Raw genomic sequence first — 18,490 nt, 5'->3', positions numbered from 1 at the left:
TCCAGTTTGGTGGTGTAGTAGTGCTCTTGGGTACCTTGAGCCGAAGTACGGAACCACTGGATAACGATTTCGCTCATGCGCTCGCCGGAGGTCAGAGCAGCTTGCAGCAGAGGCGAAGCCTTGTCGTAGACCTTGGTGATCACAACTGGCTTGTGAACGCGCTGACCGGTTGGCTGACCGGATTGTGGGTCACGCGGGATGATCACGTCGTGGCTGAAAGCCTGAACCATAACCTGGTCTTCGTGGCCTTCCTGGTAGGTGTTGCCAACGGAGTCGGCGGTGAAGGCGCCGGCAGTGATCAGGCCTTGTTTTTCGCCGGTAACCGACATGTACGCTGGTGTTGCCATGGGGTGCTCTCCTTGCGGAATAAAGTTTAGGTGCCCGGAGGCGAAAACGCCCGGTGGGTGCATGACTGTTATCAAGGAGCGTGCCAACAGGTTTTAGAGCCAGTGAAACCGGGGAGTTCGCTAATGCGCAGAGCTGAATTCAGGATGACTTACGGTGATTCATGGCGAATGTGCGCAAGAAGTTGCGCAGTGGTGCGCAACTTCTTGCGCACTCGCCTGAAGCCCTTGTCGCCTCTAGTGTGTAGCGGGATTGATGACCGCGGATCATCAACAAGTGCGCAACTTCTTGCGCATCAAGGCCTGATGCCATCACCCGCTCATTTGAAACGATCCTGCGTTACTGAGGGTCAATCACTCACACCCGCAGACCTGCGTCTGAAAATTCCTCAAACCGAGTGAGACCGAACGACATGAAAATTCTGATGGTTCTGACCTCCCACGATCAATTGGGCGACACCGGCAAGAAAACCGGCTTCTGGCTGGAGGAGTTCGCTGCCCCGTATTACGTGTTCAAGGATGCCGGCGCGCAGCTGACACTGGCCTCGCCCAAGGGCGGTCAGCCGCCGCTGGATCCCAAGAGCGACGAGCCGGACGCGCAGACTGAAGCGACCGGGCGCTTTCGCAAGGATTCTGCGGCGCAGTCGGCGTTGGCTTCGACGGTGAAACTGGGCTCTGTGAAAGCGGCGGATTTCGATGCGGTGTTTTACCCGGGCGGTCATGGGCCGCTGTGGGATCTGGCCGAGGATCGTCATTCCATCGCGTTGATCGAGGCGTTTTATAACGCGGGCAAACCGGTGGCGGCGGTGTGTCATGCGCCGGGCGTGTTGCGTCATGCCAAGGGGCCTGACGGTAAACCGCTGGTCAAGGGTAAGCAGGTGACCGGGTTTACCAACAGTGAGGAAGAGGCGGTGCAGTTGACGAATGTGGTGCCGTTTTTGGTTGAAGATGAGTTGAAGGCCAAGGGCGGGATTTTTTCGAAAGGGCCGGATTGGTCGGTCTACACCCGTGAGGATGGGTTGTTGCTGACGGGGCAGAATCCGGCTTCTTCTGAAGAGACGGCGTTTGCGTTGCTTTCGAGATTGCGCTGAGGTTTTTTTAAGATCAAAAGATCGCAGCCTTCGGCAGCTCCTGCAGGGGGAGTGCGCAGCAAAATGTAGGAGCTGCCGCAGGCTGCGATCTTTTCAGCGGTTACCCGAAAGCGCGGCCAGGCTCTCATCAATTGAGCGCTTTTGGGTTTCGGCATATAAGCCCAACTCGTCGATGGTCGCGCGGCCCAGTGCCTGTTCGAATGCCTGCCGATTGGAATGCTCGCCATAGTGCGTTTGCGCGGCATCGCCAAGGTTTGACTGAAAAATCCCCGCAGCGCTAACCGGCAGGAAATCTTCGTACACCAGCGGTTCTGCTTTCACGTAGCCATCGCGCAGTAATTGCTCCAGTGACGCGTCGCCAAGTCCTTGCGCCGCAAGTCCCTTATCCGTAACGAAATAGCGAAAATACGCCAAACCTTGTTCGCGCATGCCCTCGACGCTGTCAGGAAATTCGCCAAAGTGCTGAGTCATCAGCGCGTTGTAGCGTGCGGCGTTGGCTTCGTTGGGGAAGTCCCCCAGTTCATCGCGAGCAGCATTCAACAGTAAGTCATACAGGGCGCGACCCTTGGGTGTGAGTGCTGCACCGCGCTGTTCGATTTCGCCGAATCGCGCGCTGTGGCTGCCTTGGGTTTCGTCTTGATCGGTGAAGGCGATTGGCTCATCCAGCGCTTTGAAACTGGTCTGGCGCAGCAGGATCGGGCACTGCCGGCGCGGCGGGCCTTCGATCACGGCTTTCGGGGTGATGCCATGGGCGGGCATTTGCTCTTGCACGCGGTCGATGTCCAGCGTGCGCGGGGTCAGATGGTTGATGTGCGGGCCTTTGAAGGCAACCACGTCGGCGATCAAACGATGTTGGGCGCTGAGCGTCTGGTACTGCGCGGCGGTGACCGTTGCGCTGTGATGCCAGCGAAAAGTTTCCAATGCCTGTAGGACGAATTCCTGCGCTTCGCTTTCCATCAGTCCACCCGCCGTTTCTGCCTCGGAAATCAGGCGCAACGCCGTAGGGGTAAAGATCGAACGCTTGGTCAGCACGGACTCAGCGAAGGTGCGCAGCTCGGGATCGTTGATCAATTCCAGTCGCAGCAACGACGTGAAGACCCTGAACGGGCTGACTTGCAGCGAATCCTCATGCACCGCGCGAAACGCCGTGGAATGCACCGGCACACCCGCCGGCGTCAGATCGTAATAACCCACCGGTTGCATGCCCATTACCGCAAACAGGCGGGCGAGGGTGGCCAGTTCGGTCGCGGTGCCGACACGGATTGCGCCGTGACGTTCCATGTCCAGACGTTCGATTTCGCCGGTACTTTCCAGTTGCCGGGCAATTTGCGTGTCCCGGTCAAGAACGCTGCGATTAGTCTGTTCGACCAATTCCATCAGCGCGCCGTACAGCGGCACTTCTTCTCGGTACATGTCGGACATCGCTTTGGAGAAGCGTTGGCGGATCAGGTCGGGGCTGACGAACGGCTGCACGGTCATGAAAAAAATTCCTGCCACGGTCACGTATTGGATAGATGAAAAGATCGCAGCCTTCGCCTACGTCGGCAAACGAAGAATCCTACGAACTTCATTCTGCCAACGACTGATCCACCAGTTCGATCCAGTGCATGACTGGCGTGCGGCCGGCGCTGGCCAAGTGGCTTTGGCAGCCAATGTTTGAGGTGACGATCAGCTCAGGACGGCCGCTCTCCAGCGCATTGAGGCGGTTGTCGCGCAGTTGCCGGGCCAGCACCGGTTGGGTCAATGAGTAAGTCCCTGCTGAACCGCAGCACAAATGGCCATCGGGAACCGCGGTGAGGTTGAAACCGATGCGGGACAAGACTGCTTCCACGGTGCCGCCGAGTTTCAACGCGTGCAGCAAGGTGCACGGGCAATGCACGGCGATGCGTCGTTCGCTGGCGGAACACACTTGCTCCAGCGGTTCATCGCCGAGGATCTGCACCAGATCCACGGCCATTTCGCTGATGCGCTGCGCTTTCGCCGCGTAGCCCGGATCGTCCGCCAGCAAATGCCCGTAATCCTTGATGAACGCGCCGCAGCCGCTGGCCGTTTGCACAATTGCTTCGGCGCCGTTTTGCAGATGTGGCCACCACGCGTCGATGTTCTGTCGGGCGCGGGCGAGGCCTTTGGCTTGGGCGTCGAGGTGATAATCCAGCGCACCGCAACAACCGGCCTCGGCCACCGGCGTGACGCTGATGCCCAAGCGATCCAGCACCCGCGCCGTCGCGTCGTTGGTGTTCGGCGACAAACCCGGTTGCACGCAGCCTTCGAGCAACAACACACGGCGAGCATGCCGAGGGGCAGGGCGCGAACCGTTGACCAACAGATGCTGCGGCAGTTTGCTCTCAAGCAAGCGCGGCAGCAGCGGGCGAAACGTTGTGCCAACCCGCAGCAGTCCTTTGAACAGTCGCGGATTCGGCGCCAATGCGCGTAGGCCTTCGCGTAATAGACGTTGAGCCGCCGGGCGCGGCACCGCGTGGTCGACCACCGCGCGACCGATGTCGAGCAAGTTGTGATAGTCGACGCCGGACGGGCAGGTGGTTTCGCAGTTGCGGCACGACAGGCAGCGATCCAGATGCAGTTGTGTCTGCGCGGTTGGCGGCGCGCCCTCGAGCACCTGCTTGATCAGGTAGATGCGCCCGCGCGGGCCGTCGAGTTCGTCGCCGAGCAATTGATAGGTCGGGCACGTCGCGTTACAGAAACCGCAATGCACACAGGTGCGCAGGATTTTTTCCGCCTCGGCGGCGCGGGGCAACTGTCGCGATTGTTCGCTGAGGGTGGTTTGCATGGCTAGAACTCCGCGTACATCCGCCCTGGGTTGAACAGCCCTTGCGGGTCAAGTTGCGCTTTGAGTTGTCGGTGATAGCGCAGCAATGTCGCGGGCAAAGGCTGAAACGGTGATTCGCTGGCGCCATGGGTGAAGCAGGTCGCATGGCCGCCGAGTGACTGGGCGAGGGCATGAATGTCGGCGCTGGAGGATTTCAGCCAGCGTTGCGCGCCGGCCCAGTCGATCAGTTGCTCGCCGGGCAAGTCCAGCGGCCCGAGATTGTTTGGTAGCGACAGGCGCCACAGCGGCTGGCCTTCGTCGAAAAAGCTCAGGCGCTGTTCATTTAAATTCCGCCAGAACATGGAGTCCAACGCCTCGCCACCGAGGCGTTGATGCGCCGCCGTCACCGAGCCTTCGCCGCCCTCAAGACGCAAATAAAGGCTTTCGCCATCGTGACACGCGGCGCTGATCGGCAACGGTTGCTGGCCCCACTCGGCCAGTTTGGCCAGCGCCCGCGCACAGTCGATATCGAGGCGAATGCTCAGGCATTGGCGGGGTTTGGGCAGAACCTTCAGCGAGACCTCGGTGAGCACGCCGAGGCAGCCGAAACTGCCGGCCATCAGCCGCGACAGGTCATATCCGGCAACGTTTTTCATCACTTCACCGCCGAAACGCACATGCTGACCGAGGCCGGTGATAACGCGCGTGCCAAGCACGAAATCCCGCACTGAACCCGACCACGGTCGCCGAGGCCCGGACAATCCTGTCGCGATCATTCCGCCGACCGTGGCGCTGTCGGCGAACGACGGCGGTTCGCATGGCAGCATTTGCCCATTTTCATCCAGCGTCGCGAGCAGTTCGGAAAACGGCGTGCCGGCGCGCGCAGTGATCACCAGTTCGGTGGGGTCGTAAGCCACGATGCCGCGATGCGCGCGGGTGTCGAGCACTTCACCGGCCACCTCGCGACCGAGAAACGCCTTGCTGTTGCCACCCTGGATTTTCAGCGGTGTGGCATTGGCCCGCGCTTCGTTGACCTGATCGAGCAAGGCGTCGACGTCAGCCATCAGAAACGCTCCAGTTCGGGGAAGGGCAGTTGCCCGGCGTGAATGTGCATCGCACCGAATTCGGCGCAACGGTGCAGAGTCGGAATGTTTTTGCCGGGGTTGAGCAGGCCTTTCGGGTCGAACGCGGCTTTTACCGCGTGAAACAGGCTCAGTTCTTCGCTGTTGAATTGCGCGCACATCTGATTGATTTTCTCGCGGCCGACACCGTGTTCGCCGGTGATGCTGCCGCCGACCTGCACGCACAGTTCGAGAATTTTGCCGCCCAAGGCTTCGGCGCGATGCAGTTCGCCGGGTTGGTTGGCGTCGAACAGGATCAGCGGGTGCATGTTGCCATCGCCGGCATGGAACACGTTGGCCACGCGCAAGCCGTATTCTTCGCCGAGGCGGGCGATACCTTGCAAAACGCCGGGCAATTCGCGGCGCGGGATGGTGCCGTCCATGCAGTAATAATCGGGTGACAGCCGACCGATCGCCGGGAAGGCATTTTTGCGTCCGGCCCAGAAACGCACGCGCTCAGCCTCGTCGCGGGCCTGGCGCACTTCGGTGGCGCCGGCCAGATTCATGACCTCGCGCACGCGTTGGCAATCGTCGTGGACGTCGGCTTCGACCCCGTCGAGTTCACACAGCAGAATCGCCTCGGCATCCACCGGATAACCGGCGTGGATAAAGTCTTCGGCGGCGCGGATGGCGAGGTTGTCCATCATTTCCAGGCCACCGGGAATGATCCCCGCCGCGATGATTTCAGCGACCGCGCGGCCAGCCTTTTCCACCGAATCGAAACTGGCCAGCAGCACTTTCGCCACTTGCGGTTTGGGCAGCAGTTTGACCGTGACTTCGGTGATGATCCCGAGCAAACCTTCGGAGCCGGTGAACAGCGCGAGCAGGTCGAAACCTGGCGAGTCGAGGGCGTCGGTGCCGAGGGTCAGGCGTTCGCCTTCGATGGTCAGCACTTCGATTTTCAGCAGGTTGTGCACGGTCAGGCCGTATTTGAGGCAATGCACGCCGCCAGCGTTTTCGGCGACGTTGCCGCCGATGGAACAGGCGATTTGCGAGGATGGATCCGGCGCGTAATACAAACCGAACGGCGCGGCGGCCTGGGAAATCGCCAGATTGCGCACCCCGGGTTGAACCCGCGCGGTACGGGCGGCGGGGTCAATGTGCAGGATGTTGTTGAAGCGTGCCATCACCAGCAGCAGGCCTTTTTCCAGCGGCAGGGCGCCGCCGGATAAGCCGGTGCCGGCGCCGCGAGCGACCACCGGGACGTTGTTTTGGTGGCAGAGTTTGAGCAGGGTTTGCACTTGCTCGATTCGCCGGGGCAGGGCGACCAGCATTGGCGTGGTGCGGTAGGCGGAGAGGCCGTCGCATTCGTAGGGTTTGAGTTCTTCTTCGCGCCACAAAATGTCGAGATCGGGGATGGCTTGTTGCAGGGTTTTCAACAGTTGGACTTTATTAACGTCCGGCAGCGCGCCGTCGAGGCGTTCGTCATAAAGAATGTTCATCTCACCCCCAGCTCCTTGGATGAACACTTTCCCCTGTGGCGAGGGGATTTATCCCCGTTGGGTCGCGCAGCGGCCCCAATCCTGAGAGTCCGGTGTGTCTGATACCCCTCAATGGAAGAGCTGGGGCCGCTTCGCAGCCCAACGGGGATAAATCCCCTCGCCACAGGAATGGGTTGATTACATTCATGCGCGTTGATTACCCAAAAACTCCCGATACAACCGCGCGGTATTCGACGGCTGCTCAACCATCGGCATGTGCCCGACGTTATCCCACACGTCCACGCGCAAATTGGCGATGCCCTTGCTCCAGACCGGCACGCTGCTGACGTCGATCAGCCGGTCCTTGCGCCCCCAGAGCAATAGCGCCGGGCATTTGATGTCAGCGAGTTTCGGTTCCATCGGCGGGCTGGCGCGGAAGTCGCGGAAGATTTCTTCGAGGTCATCGCGATTTTGTTCGTAGCGCTGAGCGATGGCGTCGAGCACCAGTTTCGGCACCCACGGCGGCGATTCCATGGTCATCGCGTAGAAGTTTTTGAACTCTTCGCGAGAGTTAATCAGAAACGGGTTATGCCCGCGCGCCAAGTGCCGCTCCATGTCGCTGGCCTGCGGTGCCGTGACGCCGGCCGGGTCAATCAACGCCACCGAGGCGATGCGATCCGGGTACGTCGCCGCCAGCCACGCCGCAATGTAGCCGCCCATCGAGTTGCCGATCACATGGACTTTCTCCACGCCGCAGACGTCGAGCAACTGAATCATGCGTTTGGCTTGCAGCGGAATGTCATAACCGCCGCCAGCCTTGAAGCCAGTTTCGCCATGGCCGGCCAAGTCCGGAATGATCACTCGATACTGCCGGACAAAATGCCGGGCGAAGCGCAGCCACAAATTCTTGTCGGCGCTGTAGCCGTGCAACATCAGGATCGCGCTGGACGCTTCATAAGGCCCACCCTGCCAGGTCGACACCGTCATCTCGGCGATCGGCACTTCGATTTTGTGCAACTTGTACAACTTGGCCTCGATGGCCATGCTCAGGTCGTACAACCAATGGCCGACCGCCGGGTAACTCAACCAGCTCCAGGCCACGAATACTGCGAGGGCGACAAACAGCAAAAGCATCGACGTCTTCCTTTTACGTGTTCAGGACAGAATGTGGTCGGCCGGTTTCAGCGCCCGGGTCAACCGGTAATAGCTGAAACTGAAGCCGGGAAACATCGCGATCACATGACCGCTCTTGCTTTGATACCAACTGTGGCAACCGCCGGACTTCCAGACCGTGCGCTCCATCTCCCGATGGATCATCTCAGTGTAGGTACGTTCCGCTTCGGGGCGCACTTCGATGCTGCGCAAACCTTTGGTTTTGAGCGTTCTTATGCAGTCGATGATGTAGTTCATCTGCGATTCGATGATGAACAGCGCCGATGTATGGCCAATGCCGGTGTTCGGCCCGGTGACGATAAACAGGTTGGGAAAGTCCGGCAGGCTGGTGCCGAGGTACGCGCGGGGATATTCGGCCCAGACATCTCTGAGTTGCACAGCGTTTTTGCCGCTGACGGGGTAGGAAATAACGCCGTCGGTGGCGTCGTAACCGGTCGACCAGACGATCAGATCCACATCGATGTGTTGGCCATCAACCTTGTTGATCCCGCTTTCATCGATTGAGGCGATGCCATGTTCGCGGCTGTGCAGCGTCACGTTAGGGCGAGTCAGCGCCGGGTAATAGGTGCTGGAGACCAACACCCGTTTGCAACCGATGGTGAAGTCGGGCGTGAGTTTTTCGCGCAGCACCGGGTCAGGCACCTGGCGTTTGAGAAACTTCAACGCTTGCTTTTGCACCATGTGAATCGCCGGTTTCGAGTATTTGAAAGCGATGACCCGGGTTTCGAATTGCCAGTAAATCAGCCATCTCAGCAGCTTGTAGGCGGGTTTGATGCCGAGCAACCAACGTTGAAGCGGCCCGAAAACGCGATCCGCGCGGGGTAATACCCAGTGCGGCGTGCGCTGGAAAACGTGTAAATGCTCGACCTCCGGAGCAATCGCCGGAATCACCTGCGCCGCGCTCGCACCGCTGCCAATGATGGCGACGCGTTTACCGGGATAGTCGTAGTCGTGATCCCAATTGTTTGTATGAAATGTCTTGCCCTGAAAGCGATCCTGCCCCGCAAAGTGTGGGATCACCGGTTGGCTCAGCGGGCCAGAGGCGTTGATCAGGAACTGCGCGTAGTAAATGCCTTTGGCGCTGGTGTAGACCGTCCAGCGTTTTTCCAGCTCATCCCACTCGACGCGCTCGACATTCGCCTGCAGTTCCACGCGCTCGCGCAGGTCGAACTGGTCGATCACGTGTTCGGTGTAACGCTGTAATTCGGCCTGCCCGGCAAACATCTGCGACCAGCGATACGGCGCAAACGACAGGGAATACAGCGGCGACGGCACATCCACCGCTGCGCCGGGGTAGGTGTTCTGGCACCAGGTACCGCCGAAAAAATCGCGTCGCTCCAGCATGCGAAAATCGTCGATCCCGGCCTTGAGCAAATTGACCGCCGCGCACTGGCCGCCAAAACCGCTGCCGATGATCAACACTTGATAACTGCGCATGGGCCTCCTTCTTATAGTTGTTTTTCCGTTTTGCTCCTTTCATGTATAGCCAAATATTCGGCCTGTAGGAGCTGTCGAGTGAAACGAGGCTGCGATCTTTTGATTGTCAGAGCCAGGATCAAAAGATCGCAGCGTGCCGCAGCTCCTACAGGGAGTGTGTTGTTGCCGTTTTGTGGCCGCTGGCCGGTGATGGCTATTTAACGTTGCCCTGATAGACTCCCAGCACATCTATTCAATGCTGTGCGCAGGTTCCGTCGAGTCATCGAGGCCCTTATGGGAAACACCGGGGGAAAAGGACTTTCATTGGCCAGGAGGCTTTATACATCGCGCACCATTGGGCTGGCGCTGGGGCTTGTTTGCGTCAGTGTGGCGATGTTTCCGCTCGATCCGCCGGCCTGGGTGTGGGCGGTGATGTTGATCAACGGGGCCGTCTGGCCGCATCTGGCGTTTCAATGGGCGCGACGTTCACCCACGCCGTATCACGCGGAACACCGTAATTTATTGATCGACGCCTTTTTCGGCGGCTTTTGGGTCGCGGCGATGCATTTCAATCCGCTGCCCAGCGCCACCACCGTTTCGATGATGGCCATGAACAACGTCGCCATCGGCGGGGTGCGTTTTCTGCTGGCGGGCCTGGCGGCGCAGATTCTCGGGGTTGGCGTTGGTCTTGTGGTGTTTGCCCCGGCATTTGTTGCTGTGACTTCTCCCACACAACTTTACGCCTGCTTGCCGCTGCTGATGCTGTATCCGCTGGCGTTGGGCTGGATCTGTTTCCGTCAGGCCTACACGCTGGGGCAGCACAAACGCGAACTGCTGGCCCTGAGCCGCACCGACAGCCTTACCGGGCTGCTCAATCACGGCGCCTGGAAGGATCAACTGGACAGCATGTTTCAACGTTGCAAGCGGCAAACTCAGGGCGCGGCGATTGCCTTGATCGATATCGATCATTTCAAGTCGATCAACGACACCTACGGCCATGTGGCGGGGGATATTGTGTTGCGGCAGTTGAGCAAAATGCTCAAGCAGAACCTGCGCTCCACTGATGTCGCCGGGCGTTATGGCGGTGATGAGTTCTGTGTGATTCTTCCGGACTTGCCGCTGTTCAATGCCGCGCAGGCGATGGAGGCGTTGCGCGAGCGTTTTGCCACGATGGTTTATGAGCAGAATCCGGCGCTGAAGGTCAGTTTGAGTATCGGCCTGGCGGCTTACGACCCCGCGCATGCCGATGCGACCCGTTGGCTCAATGATGCCGATCAGGCGCTGTATGAAGCGAAGGCGGGCGGGCGCAATCGGGTGATCTGCAATTGCGATAGCAAACCGCGACACGAGTTGCTTGATTCGGTCTGATAGCTGCAGCGCATTACCCTTGTGGGAGCGGGCTTGCTCGCGAATGCGGTGGGTCAGACGCTCAAATTGTGCCTGACACGTCGCCTTCGCGAGCAAGCCCGCTCCCACAGTTGACCGCGTTCCAATGTGGGAGCGAGCTTGCTCGCGAAGGGGCCAGCCGACCCAGCGCTTTACTCTTTGACACTCATGTATTCCTTAGCCCACAGGATGTATTCCTCAGGCTGGGTATAGGTGTGCGTCAATTCGGTCGCGCTCAGATCCGATGCCTGAGTGAAAATCTGCCGCTGTTCGCGCAGGCTGTCGTACGTCGCTTTGATCGCCGCAAAGTACGCGCCATGACCGTCGATGGTCACGCGCACGCCGAGCTCGGCCAGACGCTTGTCGTCGCGCAGCGCCGGGTTGCCGTAGGTGACCAGCATCAGCGGCACGGTCAGGTGTTCGGCGATCTGTTCCAGTTGATCGAAGTCTTGAATGCCAACCATGCAGATGCCGTCAGCGCCCGCCGCTTGGTATTGCTTGGTGCGGCTGATGATTTCCTGGTTTGGCAGGATGCCGGCGTTGGTGCGGGCAATAATGGCCATTTCCGTGTCGACCCGGGCTTCCAGTGCCGCGCGAATCTTGCCGACGCCTTCGGCCACGGTGATCAGGTCGGTGGATTTACGGCCGAATTGCGCGGGCAGCAAGGTGTCTTCGATGGTCAGGGCGGCGACGCCGGCGCGTTCCAGTTCAACGATGGTGCGCATCACGTTGAGGGCGTTGCCGTAGCCGTGGTCGGCGTCGGCGATTACCGGCAATTGCGCAACGCGGCCGATACGGGTGGCCTGCTCGGCGAACTCGCTGAGGGTGATCAGGGCAAAGTCAGGGGCACCGAGCACCTGCAACGAGGCCACGGAACCACCGAGAATCCCCACTTCAAAACCCAGGTCAGCGGCGATGCGGGCCGACATCGGGTCGAACACCGATGCTGTGTGGTAGCAAGTGTCGGAGGCCAGCAACTGACGGAAGTTACGGCGCAAATCTTGATGAGAAAGCCTGGACATACGAGTTCCACCAATACAAAGGAATGGAAAGGCTTGAGCAAATGTGTCAACGCCGAAGGTTTAAAAGGCTATCACGCGAATGGGTCAAGGATCATGACGAATTTGCGCGGCTGGTCAGGCGGGGAGCCGTTTGCTGAAAGGTATCACCTGTGGGCAGGGGATTTGTCTGTGCTGAAGCAATTATCTGTTCAGGGAGGATTTCTGGGGGGAGAAGATTTGTGAGGTGTGGAAATTATTGTGGCGAGGGGATTTATCCCCGATCGGCTGCGAAGCAGTCGTAAGACCGGTAAATGCGGTACATCAGGGGGAAAGAGGTGGCTGGTTTTGGGGCCGCTTCGCAGCCCAGCGGGGATAAATCCCCTCGCCACAGGGGTCTCCTGGCACATATACCACTATGGCGGATTGTCAGGCAGCCACAGCCTGCTGCTGTTGATTCGGCAGCATCACCGCGCGTACCGAATTGCCCGGTTGCAGTTGCAAACGTTGCGCCGTGAGGCGGTCGATCACCAGGCTGCTGCCGACGCGGCGACCACGGGCGACGGTGATGCGGCAGTTTTCCAGACGACGGTTGTGGATCAGCCACAACGGCGCCTGCTCATCTGGCGTGCCAAGGCTCAAGGTCAGTTCCAGGCTGTCGCGCACGGTGCGGATGTTGCGGATCGGCGCCTCAATCACCGGGCCGCCGTCAAAAATGTCGATATAACCTTTGTGCGCAAATCCTTCGGCTTGAAGAATCTTCAGTGCCGGCTCGGTATTCGGGTGCGCCTGACCGATTGCAGCCTGCGCCTGTTCGGTGAGCAGGCAGGTGTACAGCGGCTGACGCGGCATCAGTTCGGCAATGAAGGATTTGTTGCCCAAGCCGGACAAGTGATCGGCATGGGTGAAATCCATCTGGAAGAAGTGTCGCCCCAGACTGTCCCAGAACGGCGAACAACCCTGCTCATCAGCGCTGCCGCGTAGTTCGGCGATCATCCTTTCGCCAAACAGATGCGGAAACTCGGCGACGAACAGCAAACGCCCCAACGACAACAATCGTCCATTGCTGCCGGTGCGCTGATCATGGCGCAGGAACAGCGAACACAGCTCCGATTGCCCGGTCAGTTCGTTGTTGAGGAACAGCGTCGGAATCTGCCGCTGAATCCCCAGATCCGGTGCCGAACTCACAGTCAAACCAACGCGATAGTTGTACCAGGGCTCGCGCAAACCGACCGCGCCCGACATCGCGCTGACGCCGATCACCCGCTGGTCATCGTCTTCGAGCACGAACAGATAGTCGGCGTCGGCGCGTTCCACCTGTTCGGCGAACGCACGTTGTGCCCAGCGCACCCGGTGCGCCAGGCGATCTTCGTTGGCCGGCAGGGTGGTGAACCCCGGGCCGGCCTGTTGAACCAGCGTCATCAACGCAGGCAGGTCGCTGACTTTGACCGGGCGGACAATCATGCGGTAACTCCTTTTACGCGCCTGTTGGGGCGGTTCACAGGGCAATCAGCCGGATCGGGCTGCCTTCGCTCACGTTCAATGCGGCGCACAGGGTCGGGGTGAGGGCCAGTGGTTGCCCTGGCTGATAATCCAGTTCGGCGACAATCGCGCGGTAACCGTGCAGCGCGTCATTGCTCAGCAGATAACGGCCACGCGCATCGATCTGTGGTTGCGAATGGACTTGAGCGGTCTGGCTATGGGTGATCGAGCGAATGTTCGCTGTGCGCGCGTACAGCGTCGGGCCAGCGTCGAACAGGTCGATGTAGCTATTGGTTTCGAAGCCTTCGCGCTGAAGAATGTCGAAGGCTTCCTGACCGTCCGGGTGGATGCGACCGATACATTCCTGTGCCGCCAACGGCAGCATCGGCACGTAAATCGGGTATTGCGGCATCAGTTCGGCGAGAAAACGCCGGCTCTGCAAGCCGCACAGGCGCTCGGCTTCAACGTAGGGCAAGTCGAAAAAATGCTTGCCCAGTGCATCCCAGAATGGCGAGTTGCCGTCCGCATCGCTGTAACCGACGATTTCGGTAATCACTGCCTCGGCAAAACGTTGCGAATGAGCGGCGATAAACAGCAGCCGCGCTCGCGAGAGCAATTCAGAAAATGGCGTGCGCTCCAGCGCCGCGTCGATGTGGAAACCGCGCAGCAAGGTGTGATCGTTGAGGTCGTGGCACAGCGACAACGCCGGCACGCCGTGTTCGATGTTCAGCTCGCGCGAGGCACTGGTGAAGTGGCGATTGCGCAGGCTGTAGAACGGTTCATCAAAACCCGCCGTCGAGACAATCTCGGAGCAACCGACGAGGCGCCGGTTATCCATATCTTCGAGCACGAAAAAGTAATTCTCCGGGCCGTGCGCGCTCGCATCGCGATCAAACGAAGCGCAGGACGCGGCGATTTTCTCGCGCAACCGTTCGCTGTCATCCGGCAGGGAGGTCACGCCCACCAGACTGTCGCGGGCCAATTGTTGCAACTGAGGCAGGTCGGTTATCTCGACTGGGCGTAAGACCAGCATGGATGTACTCCTGTATCAAAAGATTCGGCGAATTCGCCGAACCTGACTATCACTGTCGGTTTCCACGCGCGAAATCAGCGGTCGCCTGATTTGTTGTCAGACGCCGCCCTTTTTTATGTCAGCCATTGCTCGGATCGGGCAGTGCGGTGCTGGCGCCGAGCTTGTTGAGAAAGAACAGGTACACCAGCCCCAGTGCGATCCAGATCAGGCCGAGTTTTTGTGCATCGACGCCCATGTTGTACATGATGGCCGCGACGATGATGAAGCCGATCACCGGGCAGATCAGGTGGCGGATAACCTGGCCGGATTTCTGCCGACGCCAGTAGTAATTGATCACCGTCAGGTGCAGCAGCATGAAACCGCTGAGTGCGCCGAAGTTGACCAGCGAGGTCAGGGTGTCGACCGAATTGATGAACAGGTAGCAGATCAGCAGCGACAGCACCGCGACGAGATAGATACTCAAGTACGGCGTGTTGTGTTTCGGATGCACCTTGGCCAGCACTTTCGGCAGCTTGCCGTCGCGGGCCATGCCAAACAGCAGACGCGACACAGCGGCTTGCGAGGTGATCGCCACAGCAACGCCCCACGCCAATGCAGTCGCTACGCCGGTGACGGTTGCCAGCCAGCTGCCAGCGGCGATTTCGGCGATTTCATAGAACGCGGTGTCGGCGGATTTGAAGCCCATGCCGGCTGCCAGATCGGTGGCAATCCAGGTTTGCGCGACGAAAATCACCCCCATCACGATCAGCGTGATCAGTGCGGCTTTGCCGACGCTTTTGCCCGGATCACCTTTGATTTCCTCGGCGAGCGTCGAGATCGCGTCGAAGCCGAGGAACGACAGCACGGCAATCGACACCGCTTGCATCAGCAGGGCAAAGTTGAAGGTTTCCGGGTTGTACAGCGGCGCCAGGGTCAGCTCGCCATTACCGCCACCGTTGTGCAGGGCCGTCCACGCGTAGAACAGGAAAATGCCCAGCACGACCAACTGTGCCAGCAGAAAAATGATGTTCATCCGCGCCGTGAAGGTGATGCCGCGCAGGTTAACGAAAGTCGCGCTGACCAGGAACGCCAGAATGAAGCCGACTTTCGGAATGTCCGGATACAAATGGTTGAGTGCCATCGCTGCGTAGACGTACAGCAGCGGTGGAATCAGTAGATAGTCGAGCAGCATCAGCCAGCCAGCGATGAAGCCGACGTGTTGATTGAGGCCGCGTTGCGCGTAGGAATACACCGAGCCGGCAATCGGAAAAGCCTTGGCCATACTGCCGTAGCTCAGCGCGGTGAACAGCATTGCCACCATGCCAATGATGTACGCCAGCGGCACCATCCCCGGTGCCTCGGCGTTAACGTAGCCGTACACGCCGAACGGGGCGATGGGGATCATGAAGATCATCCCGTACACCACCAGGTCGGTGAGCGTCAGGCTCCGTTTCAACTCTTGCTTGTAGCCGAATTCTTCAATTTCCATGAAGCGCAACTCCTTGTCAGCCAATCGGTCGTTTTAGTTGTTATGTCGGTCCATCGTTTACAGCTTCAGCGGTCTTCCGTTACAGCAATGGCGCGAGGTATCCGGCCCAGCGCGATACGGCTTCGGGGCTGCGCAGCAAATCGTTGCGCACCTCGATCAGCACCGAGTCGAGGCCTCGCGCATCGCCGTGTACGGGCACGGTCATGTCACCCAGTGGATCAATCTTGTACGGCTGATTGCCCGCGACTTTCAGCGGATGTTCGCCGAGGCCGTCGAGCAGACGTTGCGCGTACTCCTTTGCTTGACCGAACAGCACGCCGATTTCCAGTGGTCGTGGCTGGCCGTAATACACTGGGGTGAAACTGTGAATCCCCACCACGCGCACCGGTTGACCCTGTGCAACGCGTTCATCGATCAGCGTCTGCAAACGCGCATGAAACGGCTTGAACAGTGTCTGACGCCGGTATTCGCGCGTGGCTTCGTCCAGCTCGCGGTTACCCGGAATCTGATAAATCTCGCTCTGTGCCGGAATGCTGTCCGGCGCATGGCGTGGGCGATTCAGGTCTATCAGCAACCGTGAATAGTTTGCGCTCAACAGCGTTGCGCCCAGTTGTTCCGACAATTGCTCGGCCAGTTGCAGCGCACCGATGTCCCAGGCGATGTGTTCACGCGCGGCGGCATCATCCAGGCCCAGATTGTTCAGGGCTTCGGGGATGTAGCGGCTGGCGTGCTCGCACACCAGAATCAAAGGATGCGTCGAGTCGGCGCGGCTCAGGTTGTAGACCGGTCGGGTAAACAACCCCAGCTCGGCGGATTCAGTACAGGCGTGCATAGTGCTCACACAGGTCAGCGGGCGAGAGCTGTTCCGTCAGCGCCAGTTCCTCGGTTTTAAGGGCGTGGTACGTGTCGAGCAATGGCTTGGGCAGCCATTCGTTGAAAGCTGCACTGTCGCGCAGGCAATCCAGTGCCTGCGCCAGCGAGGCGGGCAGGGCGACAATGCCCCGAGCCTTGCGTTGCTCGTCGTTGAGTGAATCGGGAATTCCATCGGTGATCGCGTTCAGCGCCAGACGCTGTTCGATGCCCAAACGTCCGGCGATCAACAAGGCGGCCATCGCCAGATGCGGCGAGGCAGTGGCGTCCATGGCGCGGAATTCGAGATTGAACTGGTGGGCCACGGATTTGCCGCCGAGAGTCACGGTCGGGCAGATGCGCAACGCCGCTTCCCGATTTTGCTGGCCGAGACAGGCGTAGGACGCGCTCCAGTGATGTGGCTGCAAACGCTCGTACGAAACCGGCGTCGGCGCGGTGAACGCGCACAGTGCCGGCAAGTAATGCAGAACCCCCGCTGCCCAGTGCTGGCCGATAGACGACAGACCATTGCTTGTGCCAGCGTCATACAGCATCGGCTGACCGCCCTGATCGAGCAGGCTGACGTGCAGATGTACGCCGTTGCACACCGCTTCCGCCGCAGTTTTCGGCGCGAAACTCAGGTCGAGGCCCATTTGCCGGGCGATCTCCCGGGTGATCTCGCGCACGTTCACCGCGCGGTCTGCGGCCGCTACACCGAGCGTCGGACGGCAGGTGATTTCGTATTGATGCTTGCCGTATTCGGGCAGGAACATTTCCGGCTCGACACCGCCGGCGCGCAGCGCGCTGAGTAACCAGCCACCGAATTCGGCACCTTGACGCTGGGCTTCGAGGGAGAACGCCAAGTGTTCGGCTACACCTGCGTGAAGGTTGAATTCGTGTTCAAACGCGGCGTTGACCTGCAAGCCCAACTCATCGTGATAACGTTCGATTTCATCGCGCAATAATGTGCGCGGGCAGGCGCCCCACGGGCGTCCATCGGTTTCGCGGATATCGCCGTGAATGAAGTCCAGCGCTGGCGCACTCGCGTCCGGGCCATTGCTGACGGTGACGCGGCTGCTCAGATCCGGGATCAGCCGCAAGTCGCCATAAGCGCCCCATGGATTGGTCGAGGCGATAACGTCCTGTGGCGTCAACGCACTGTTGGCCGGCACCCAGCCGCAACCCGCCGCTTGATAATGCTCAAGCTCATCGGTGGGAAACGAGCGGCCACGGGTGATGCCGATCAGGTCGGTGGTGACGATGGTGGTCATCGGCAGCGGCGTCAGGCGCGCACTCATGGCTGCATCTCCTGCAACCGGCCGAGTACGGTTTGGGTGTCGGTGATCCAGCAATAACCTTTGATCGCGTTCAGGCAGGCGTTGTGCCGTTCGGCGTTGTAAGTGGCGCAGGCGTCTTCGACCAGCGTGACCAGATAACCGCGATCGGCAGCATCGCGCACGGCCATGTCGACGCATTGATCGGTGACAATGCCGGCGATGATCAGGTGACGGGTTTCGAGGTTGCGCAGCACGTAGTCGATGTTGGTCGAGTTGAACACGCCGGACGAAGTTTTCGGCAGAACGATTTCGTTTTCTACCGGCGTCAGGTCTTCGATGATTCGTGCCTGCACGCTGCCTTTGGGCAGGTGCATGTCCGAAAGTTTGTGGTCGAGCGAACGGTCGCGACCATCGGCGGTGAGGCTTTCGATAATGGTGTGCAGCACGTTCTGCTGCGCTTCACGAAAGGCACTGAGCAAGCGCCGTTGATTGGGCACCACCTGCATATGCGTTCGGGTCAGGAAGTACTCGGCGTCCGGATCGTTGAGGTGCGGATCGAACTGCGGTTCGAGCCAGGCACGCTGCATGTCCACCAGCAACAGCGCGGTGTGGTCGGTGACAAACGGCAAGTCCCGCGGCGAGCGGTGGGGAAGGCTGAACATCC

The 18,490-nt window shown here is 59.8% G+C and carries 16 protein-coding genes; 2 read left to right on the top strand and 14 right to left on the bottom strand.

Annotation, left to right across the window (positions count from 1 at the left end):
* A partial coding sequence (locus ACIP1X_RS08180) for an Hcp family type VI secretion system effector (protein ID WP_400750994.1) occupies window positions 1-347 on the bottom strand: 347 nt, incomplete at its 3' end.
* Between the two features lie 410 nt (window positions 348-757).
* Here ACIP1X_RS08180 and ACIP1X_RS08175 point away from each other — a divergent pair.
* A complete protein-coding gene (locus ACIP1X_RS08175; protein WP_400750991.1) occupies window positions 758-1,435 on the top strand; it encodes a type 1 glutamine amidotransferase domain-containing protein in 678 nt (225 codons plus the stop codon).
* Window positions 1,436-1,528: 93 nt separating this feature from the next.
* Here the strand turns inward: ACIP1X_RS08175 and ACIP1X_RS08170 are convergent, their stop codons facing one another.
* The 6 genes from ACIP1X_RS08170 to ACIP1X_RS08145 form a co-directional block, all read right to left on the bottom strand.
* Window positions 1,529-2,914 carry a VOC family protein gene (locus ACIP1X_RS08170; RefSeq protein WP_400750988.1) on the bottom strand — a complete coding sequence of 462 codons (1,386 nt, stop codon included), beginning with the start codon at window positions 2,912-2,914 and terminating at the stop codon, window positions 1,529-1,531.
* Between the two features lie 88 nt (window positions 2,915-3,002).
* On the bottom strand, window positions 3,003-4,223 hold the full coding sequence (glcF, locus tag ACIP1X_RS08165; RefSeq protein ID WP_400750985.1) for a glycolate oxidase subunit GlcF: 1,221 nt from the start codon (window positions 4,221-4,223) through the stop codon (window positions 3,003-3,005).
* 2 nt (window positions 4,224-4,225) lie between these two features.
* Window positions 4,226-5,266: a glycolate oxidase subunit GlcE gene (glcE, locus tag ACIP1X_RS08160; protein ID WP_400750982.1), complete on the bottom strand. Its 1,041-nt coding sequence runs from the start codon at window positions 5,264-5,266 to the stop codon at window positions 4,226-4,228.
* Window positions 5,266-6,765, bottom strand: coding sequence for a glycolate oxidase subunit GlcD (glcD, locus tag ACIP1X_RS08155; protein WP_400750979.1), 1,500 nt, complete (start codon window positions 6,763-6,765; stop codon window positions 5,266-5,268). The genes glcE and glcD overlap by 1 nt, the downstream gene beginning before the upstream one ends.
* 183 nt (window positions 6,766-6,948) lie before the next feature.
* A complete protein-coding gene (locus ACIP1X_RS08150; protein ID WP_400750976.1) occupies window positions 6,949-7,878 on the bottom strand; it encodes an alpha/beta fold hydrolase in 930 nt (309 codons plus the stop codon).
* A 21-nt stretch (window positions 7,879-7,899) separates the two neighbouring features.
* Entirely contained in the window at window positions 7,900-9,354 is a 1,455-nt protein-coding gene (locus ACIP1X_RS08145; protein ID WP_400750973.1) for a flavin-containing monooxygenase, read from the bottom strand.
* A gap of 273 nt (window positions 9,355-9,627) precedes the next feature.
* Here ACIP1X_RS08145 and ACIP1X_RS08140 point away from each other — a divergent pair, with 273 nt between their 5' ends.
* A complete protein-coding gene (locus ACIP1X_RS08140) occupies window positions 9,628-10,701 on the top strand; it encodes a diguanylate cyclase (RefSeq protein ID WP_400750970.1) in 1,074 nt (357 codons plus the stop codon).
* A gap of 170 nt (window positions 10,702-10,871) precedes the next feature.
* Here ACIP1X_RS08140 and ACIP1X_RS08135 read toward each other — a convergent pair whose 3' ends face one another.
* From ACIP1X_RS08135 to ACIP1X_RS08105, 7 genes are all read right to left on the bottom strand, one after another.
* Window positions 10,872-11,741 carry an oxaloacetate decarboxylase gene (locus tag ACIP1X_RS08135; protein WP_053119221.1) on the bottom strand — a complete coding sequence of 290 codons (870 nt, stop codon included), beginning with the start codon at window positions 11,739-11,741 and terminating at the stop codon, window positions 10,872-10,874.
* A gap of 405 nt (window positions 11,742-12,146) precedes the next feature.
* Window positions 12,147-13,181 (bottom strand): arginine N-succinyltransferase, encoded by a 1,035-nt coding sequence (gene astA / locus ACIP1X_RS08130; protein ID WP_400750967.1) that lies wholly within the window; start codon window positions 13,179-13,181, stop codon window positions 12,147-12,149.
* 34 nt (window positions 13,182-13,215) lie between these two features.
* On the bottom strand, window positions 13,216-14,232 hold the full coding sequence (locus ACIP1X_RS08125) for an arginine N-succinyltransferase (protein ID WP_400750964.1): 1,017 nt from the start codon (window positions 14,230-14,232) through the stop codon (window positions 13,216-13,218).
* Window positions 14,233-14,350: 118 nt separating this feature from the next.
* Window positions 14,351-15,700 (bottom strand): APC family permease, encoded by a 1,350-nt coding sequence (locus tag ACIP1X_RS08120; RefSeq protein WP_159812482.1) that lies wholly within the window; start codon window positions 15,698-15,700, stop codon window positions 14,351-14,353.
* A gap of 79 nt (window positions 15,701-15,779) precedes the next feature.
* Complete coding sequence (locus ACIP1X_RS08115) at window positions 15,780-16,532, bottom strand: N-formylglutamate amidohydrolase (protein WP_212546118.1); 753 nt, start codon at window positions 16,530-16,532, stop codon at window positions 15,780-15,782.
* Entirely contained in the window at window positions 16,516-17,847 is a 1,332-nt protein-coding gene (locus tag ACIP1X_RS08110) for a glutamine synthetase (RefSeq protein ID WP_400750961.1), read from the bottom strand. Before ACIP1X_RS08110 ends, ACIP1X_RS08115 begins: the two co-directional genes overlap by 17 nt.
* Window positions 17,844-18,488: an isochorismatase family cysteine hydrolase gene (locus tag ACIP1X_RS08105; RefSeq protein WP_400750958.1), complete on the bottom strand. Its 645-nt coding sequence runs from the start codon at window positions 18,486-18,488 to the stop codon at window positions 17,844-17,846. Before ACIP1X_RS08105 ends, ACIP1X_RS08110 begins: the two co-directional genes overlap by 4 nt.
* Between the last annotated feature and the right edge of the window lie 2 nt (window positions 18,489-18,490).

This window comes from Pseudomonas sp. NPDC088885, from assembly GCF_044750025.1.
Classification (GTDB): Bacteria; Pseudomonadota; Gammaproteobacteria; order Pseudomonadales; family Pseudomonadaceae; genus Aquipseudomonas; species Aquipseudomonas rustica.
The sequence above is the reverse complement of the archived record's forward strand: the minus strand, read 5'-3'. Positions and strand labels throughout refer to the sequence as shown.

Coding starts and splice junctions, on each gene's coding strand:
- glcF (WP_400750985.1), bottom strand. CDS start 4,223: ATGCAAACCACCCTCAGCGAACAATCGCGACAGTTGCCCCGCGCCGCC.
- ACIP1X_RS08105 (WP_400750958.1), bottom strand. CDS start 18,488: ATGTTCAGCCTTCCCCACCGCTCGCCGCGGGACTTGCCGTTTGTCACC.
- ACIP1X_RS08140 (WP_400750970.1), top strand. CDS start 9,628: ATGGGAAACACCGGGGGAAAAGGACTTTCATTGGCCAGGAGGCTTTAT.
- ACIP1X_RS08150 (WP_400750976.1), bottom strand. CDS start 7,878: ATGCTTTTGCTGTTTGTCGCCCTCGCAGTATTCGTGGCCTGGAGCTGG.
- ACIP1X_RS08125 (WP_400750964.1), bottom strand. CDS start 14,232: ATGCTGGTCTTACGCCCAGTCGAGATAACCGACCTGCCTCAGTTGCAA.
- glcE (WP_400750982.1), bottom strand. CDS start 5,266: ATGGCTGACGTCGACGCCTTGCTCGATCAGGTCAACGAAGCGCGGGCC.
- ACIP1X_RS08175 (WP_400750991.1), top strand. CDS start 758: ATGAAAATTCTGATGGTTCTGACCTCCCACGATCAATTGGGCGACACC.
- glcD (WP_400750979.1), bottom strand. CDS start 6,765: ATGAACATTCTTTATGACGAACGCCTCGACGGCGCGCTGCCGGACGTT.
- ACIP1X_RS08135 (WP_053119221.1), bottom strand. CDS start 11,741: ATGTCCAGGCTTTCTCATCAAGATTTGCGCCGTAACTTCCGTCAGTTG.
- ACIP1X_RS08115 (WP_212546118.1), bottom strand. CDS start 16,532: ATGCACGCCTGTACTGAATCCGCCGAGCTGGGGTTGTTTACCCGACCG.
- ACIP1X_RS08110 (WP_400750961.1), bottom strand. CDS start 17,847: ATGAGTGCGCGCCTGACGCCGCTGCCGATGACCACCATCGTCACCACC.
- ACIP1X_RS08120 (WP_159812482.1), bottom strand. CDS start 15,700: ATGGAAATTGAAGAATTCGGCTACAAGCAAGAGTTGAAACGGAGCCTG.
- ACIP1X_RS08170 (WP_400750988.1), bottom strand. CDS start 2,914: ATGACCGTGCAGCCGTTCGTCAGCCCCGACCTGATCCGCCAACGCTTC.
- astA (WP_400750967.1), bottom strand. CDS start 13,181: ATGATTGTCCGCCCGGTCAAAGTCAGCGACCTGCCTGCGTTGATGACG.
- ACIP1X_RS08145 (WP_400750973.1), bottom strand. CDS start 9,354: ATGCGCAGTTATCAAGTGTTGATCATCGGCAGCGGTTTTGGCGGCCAG.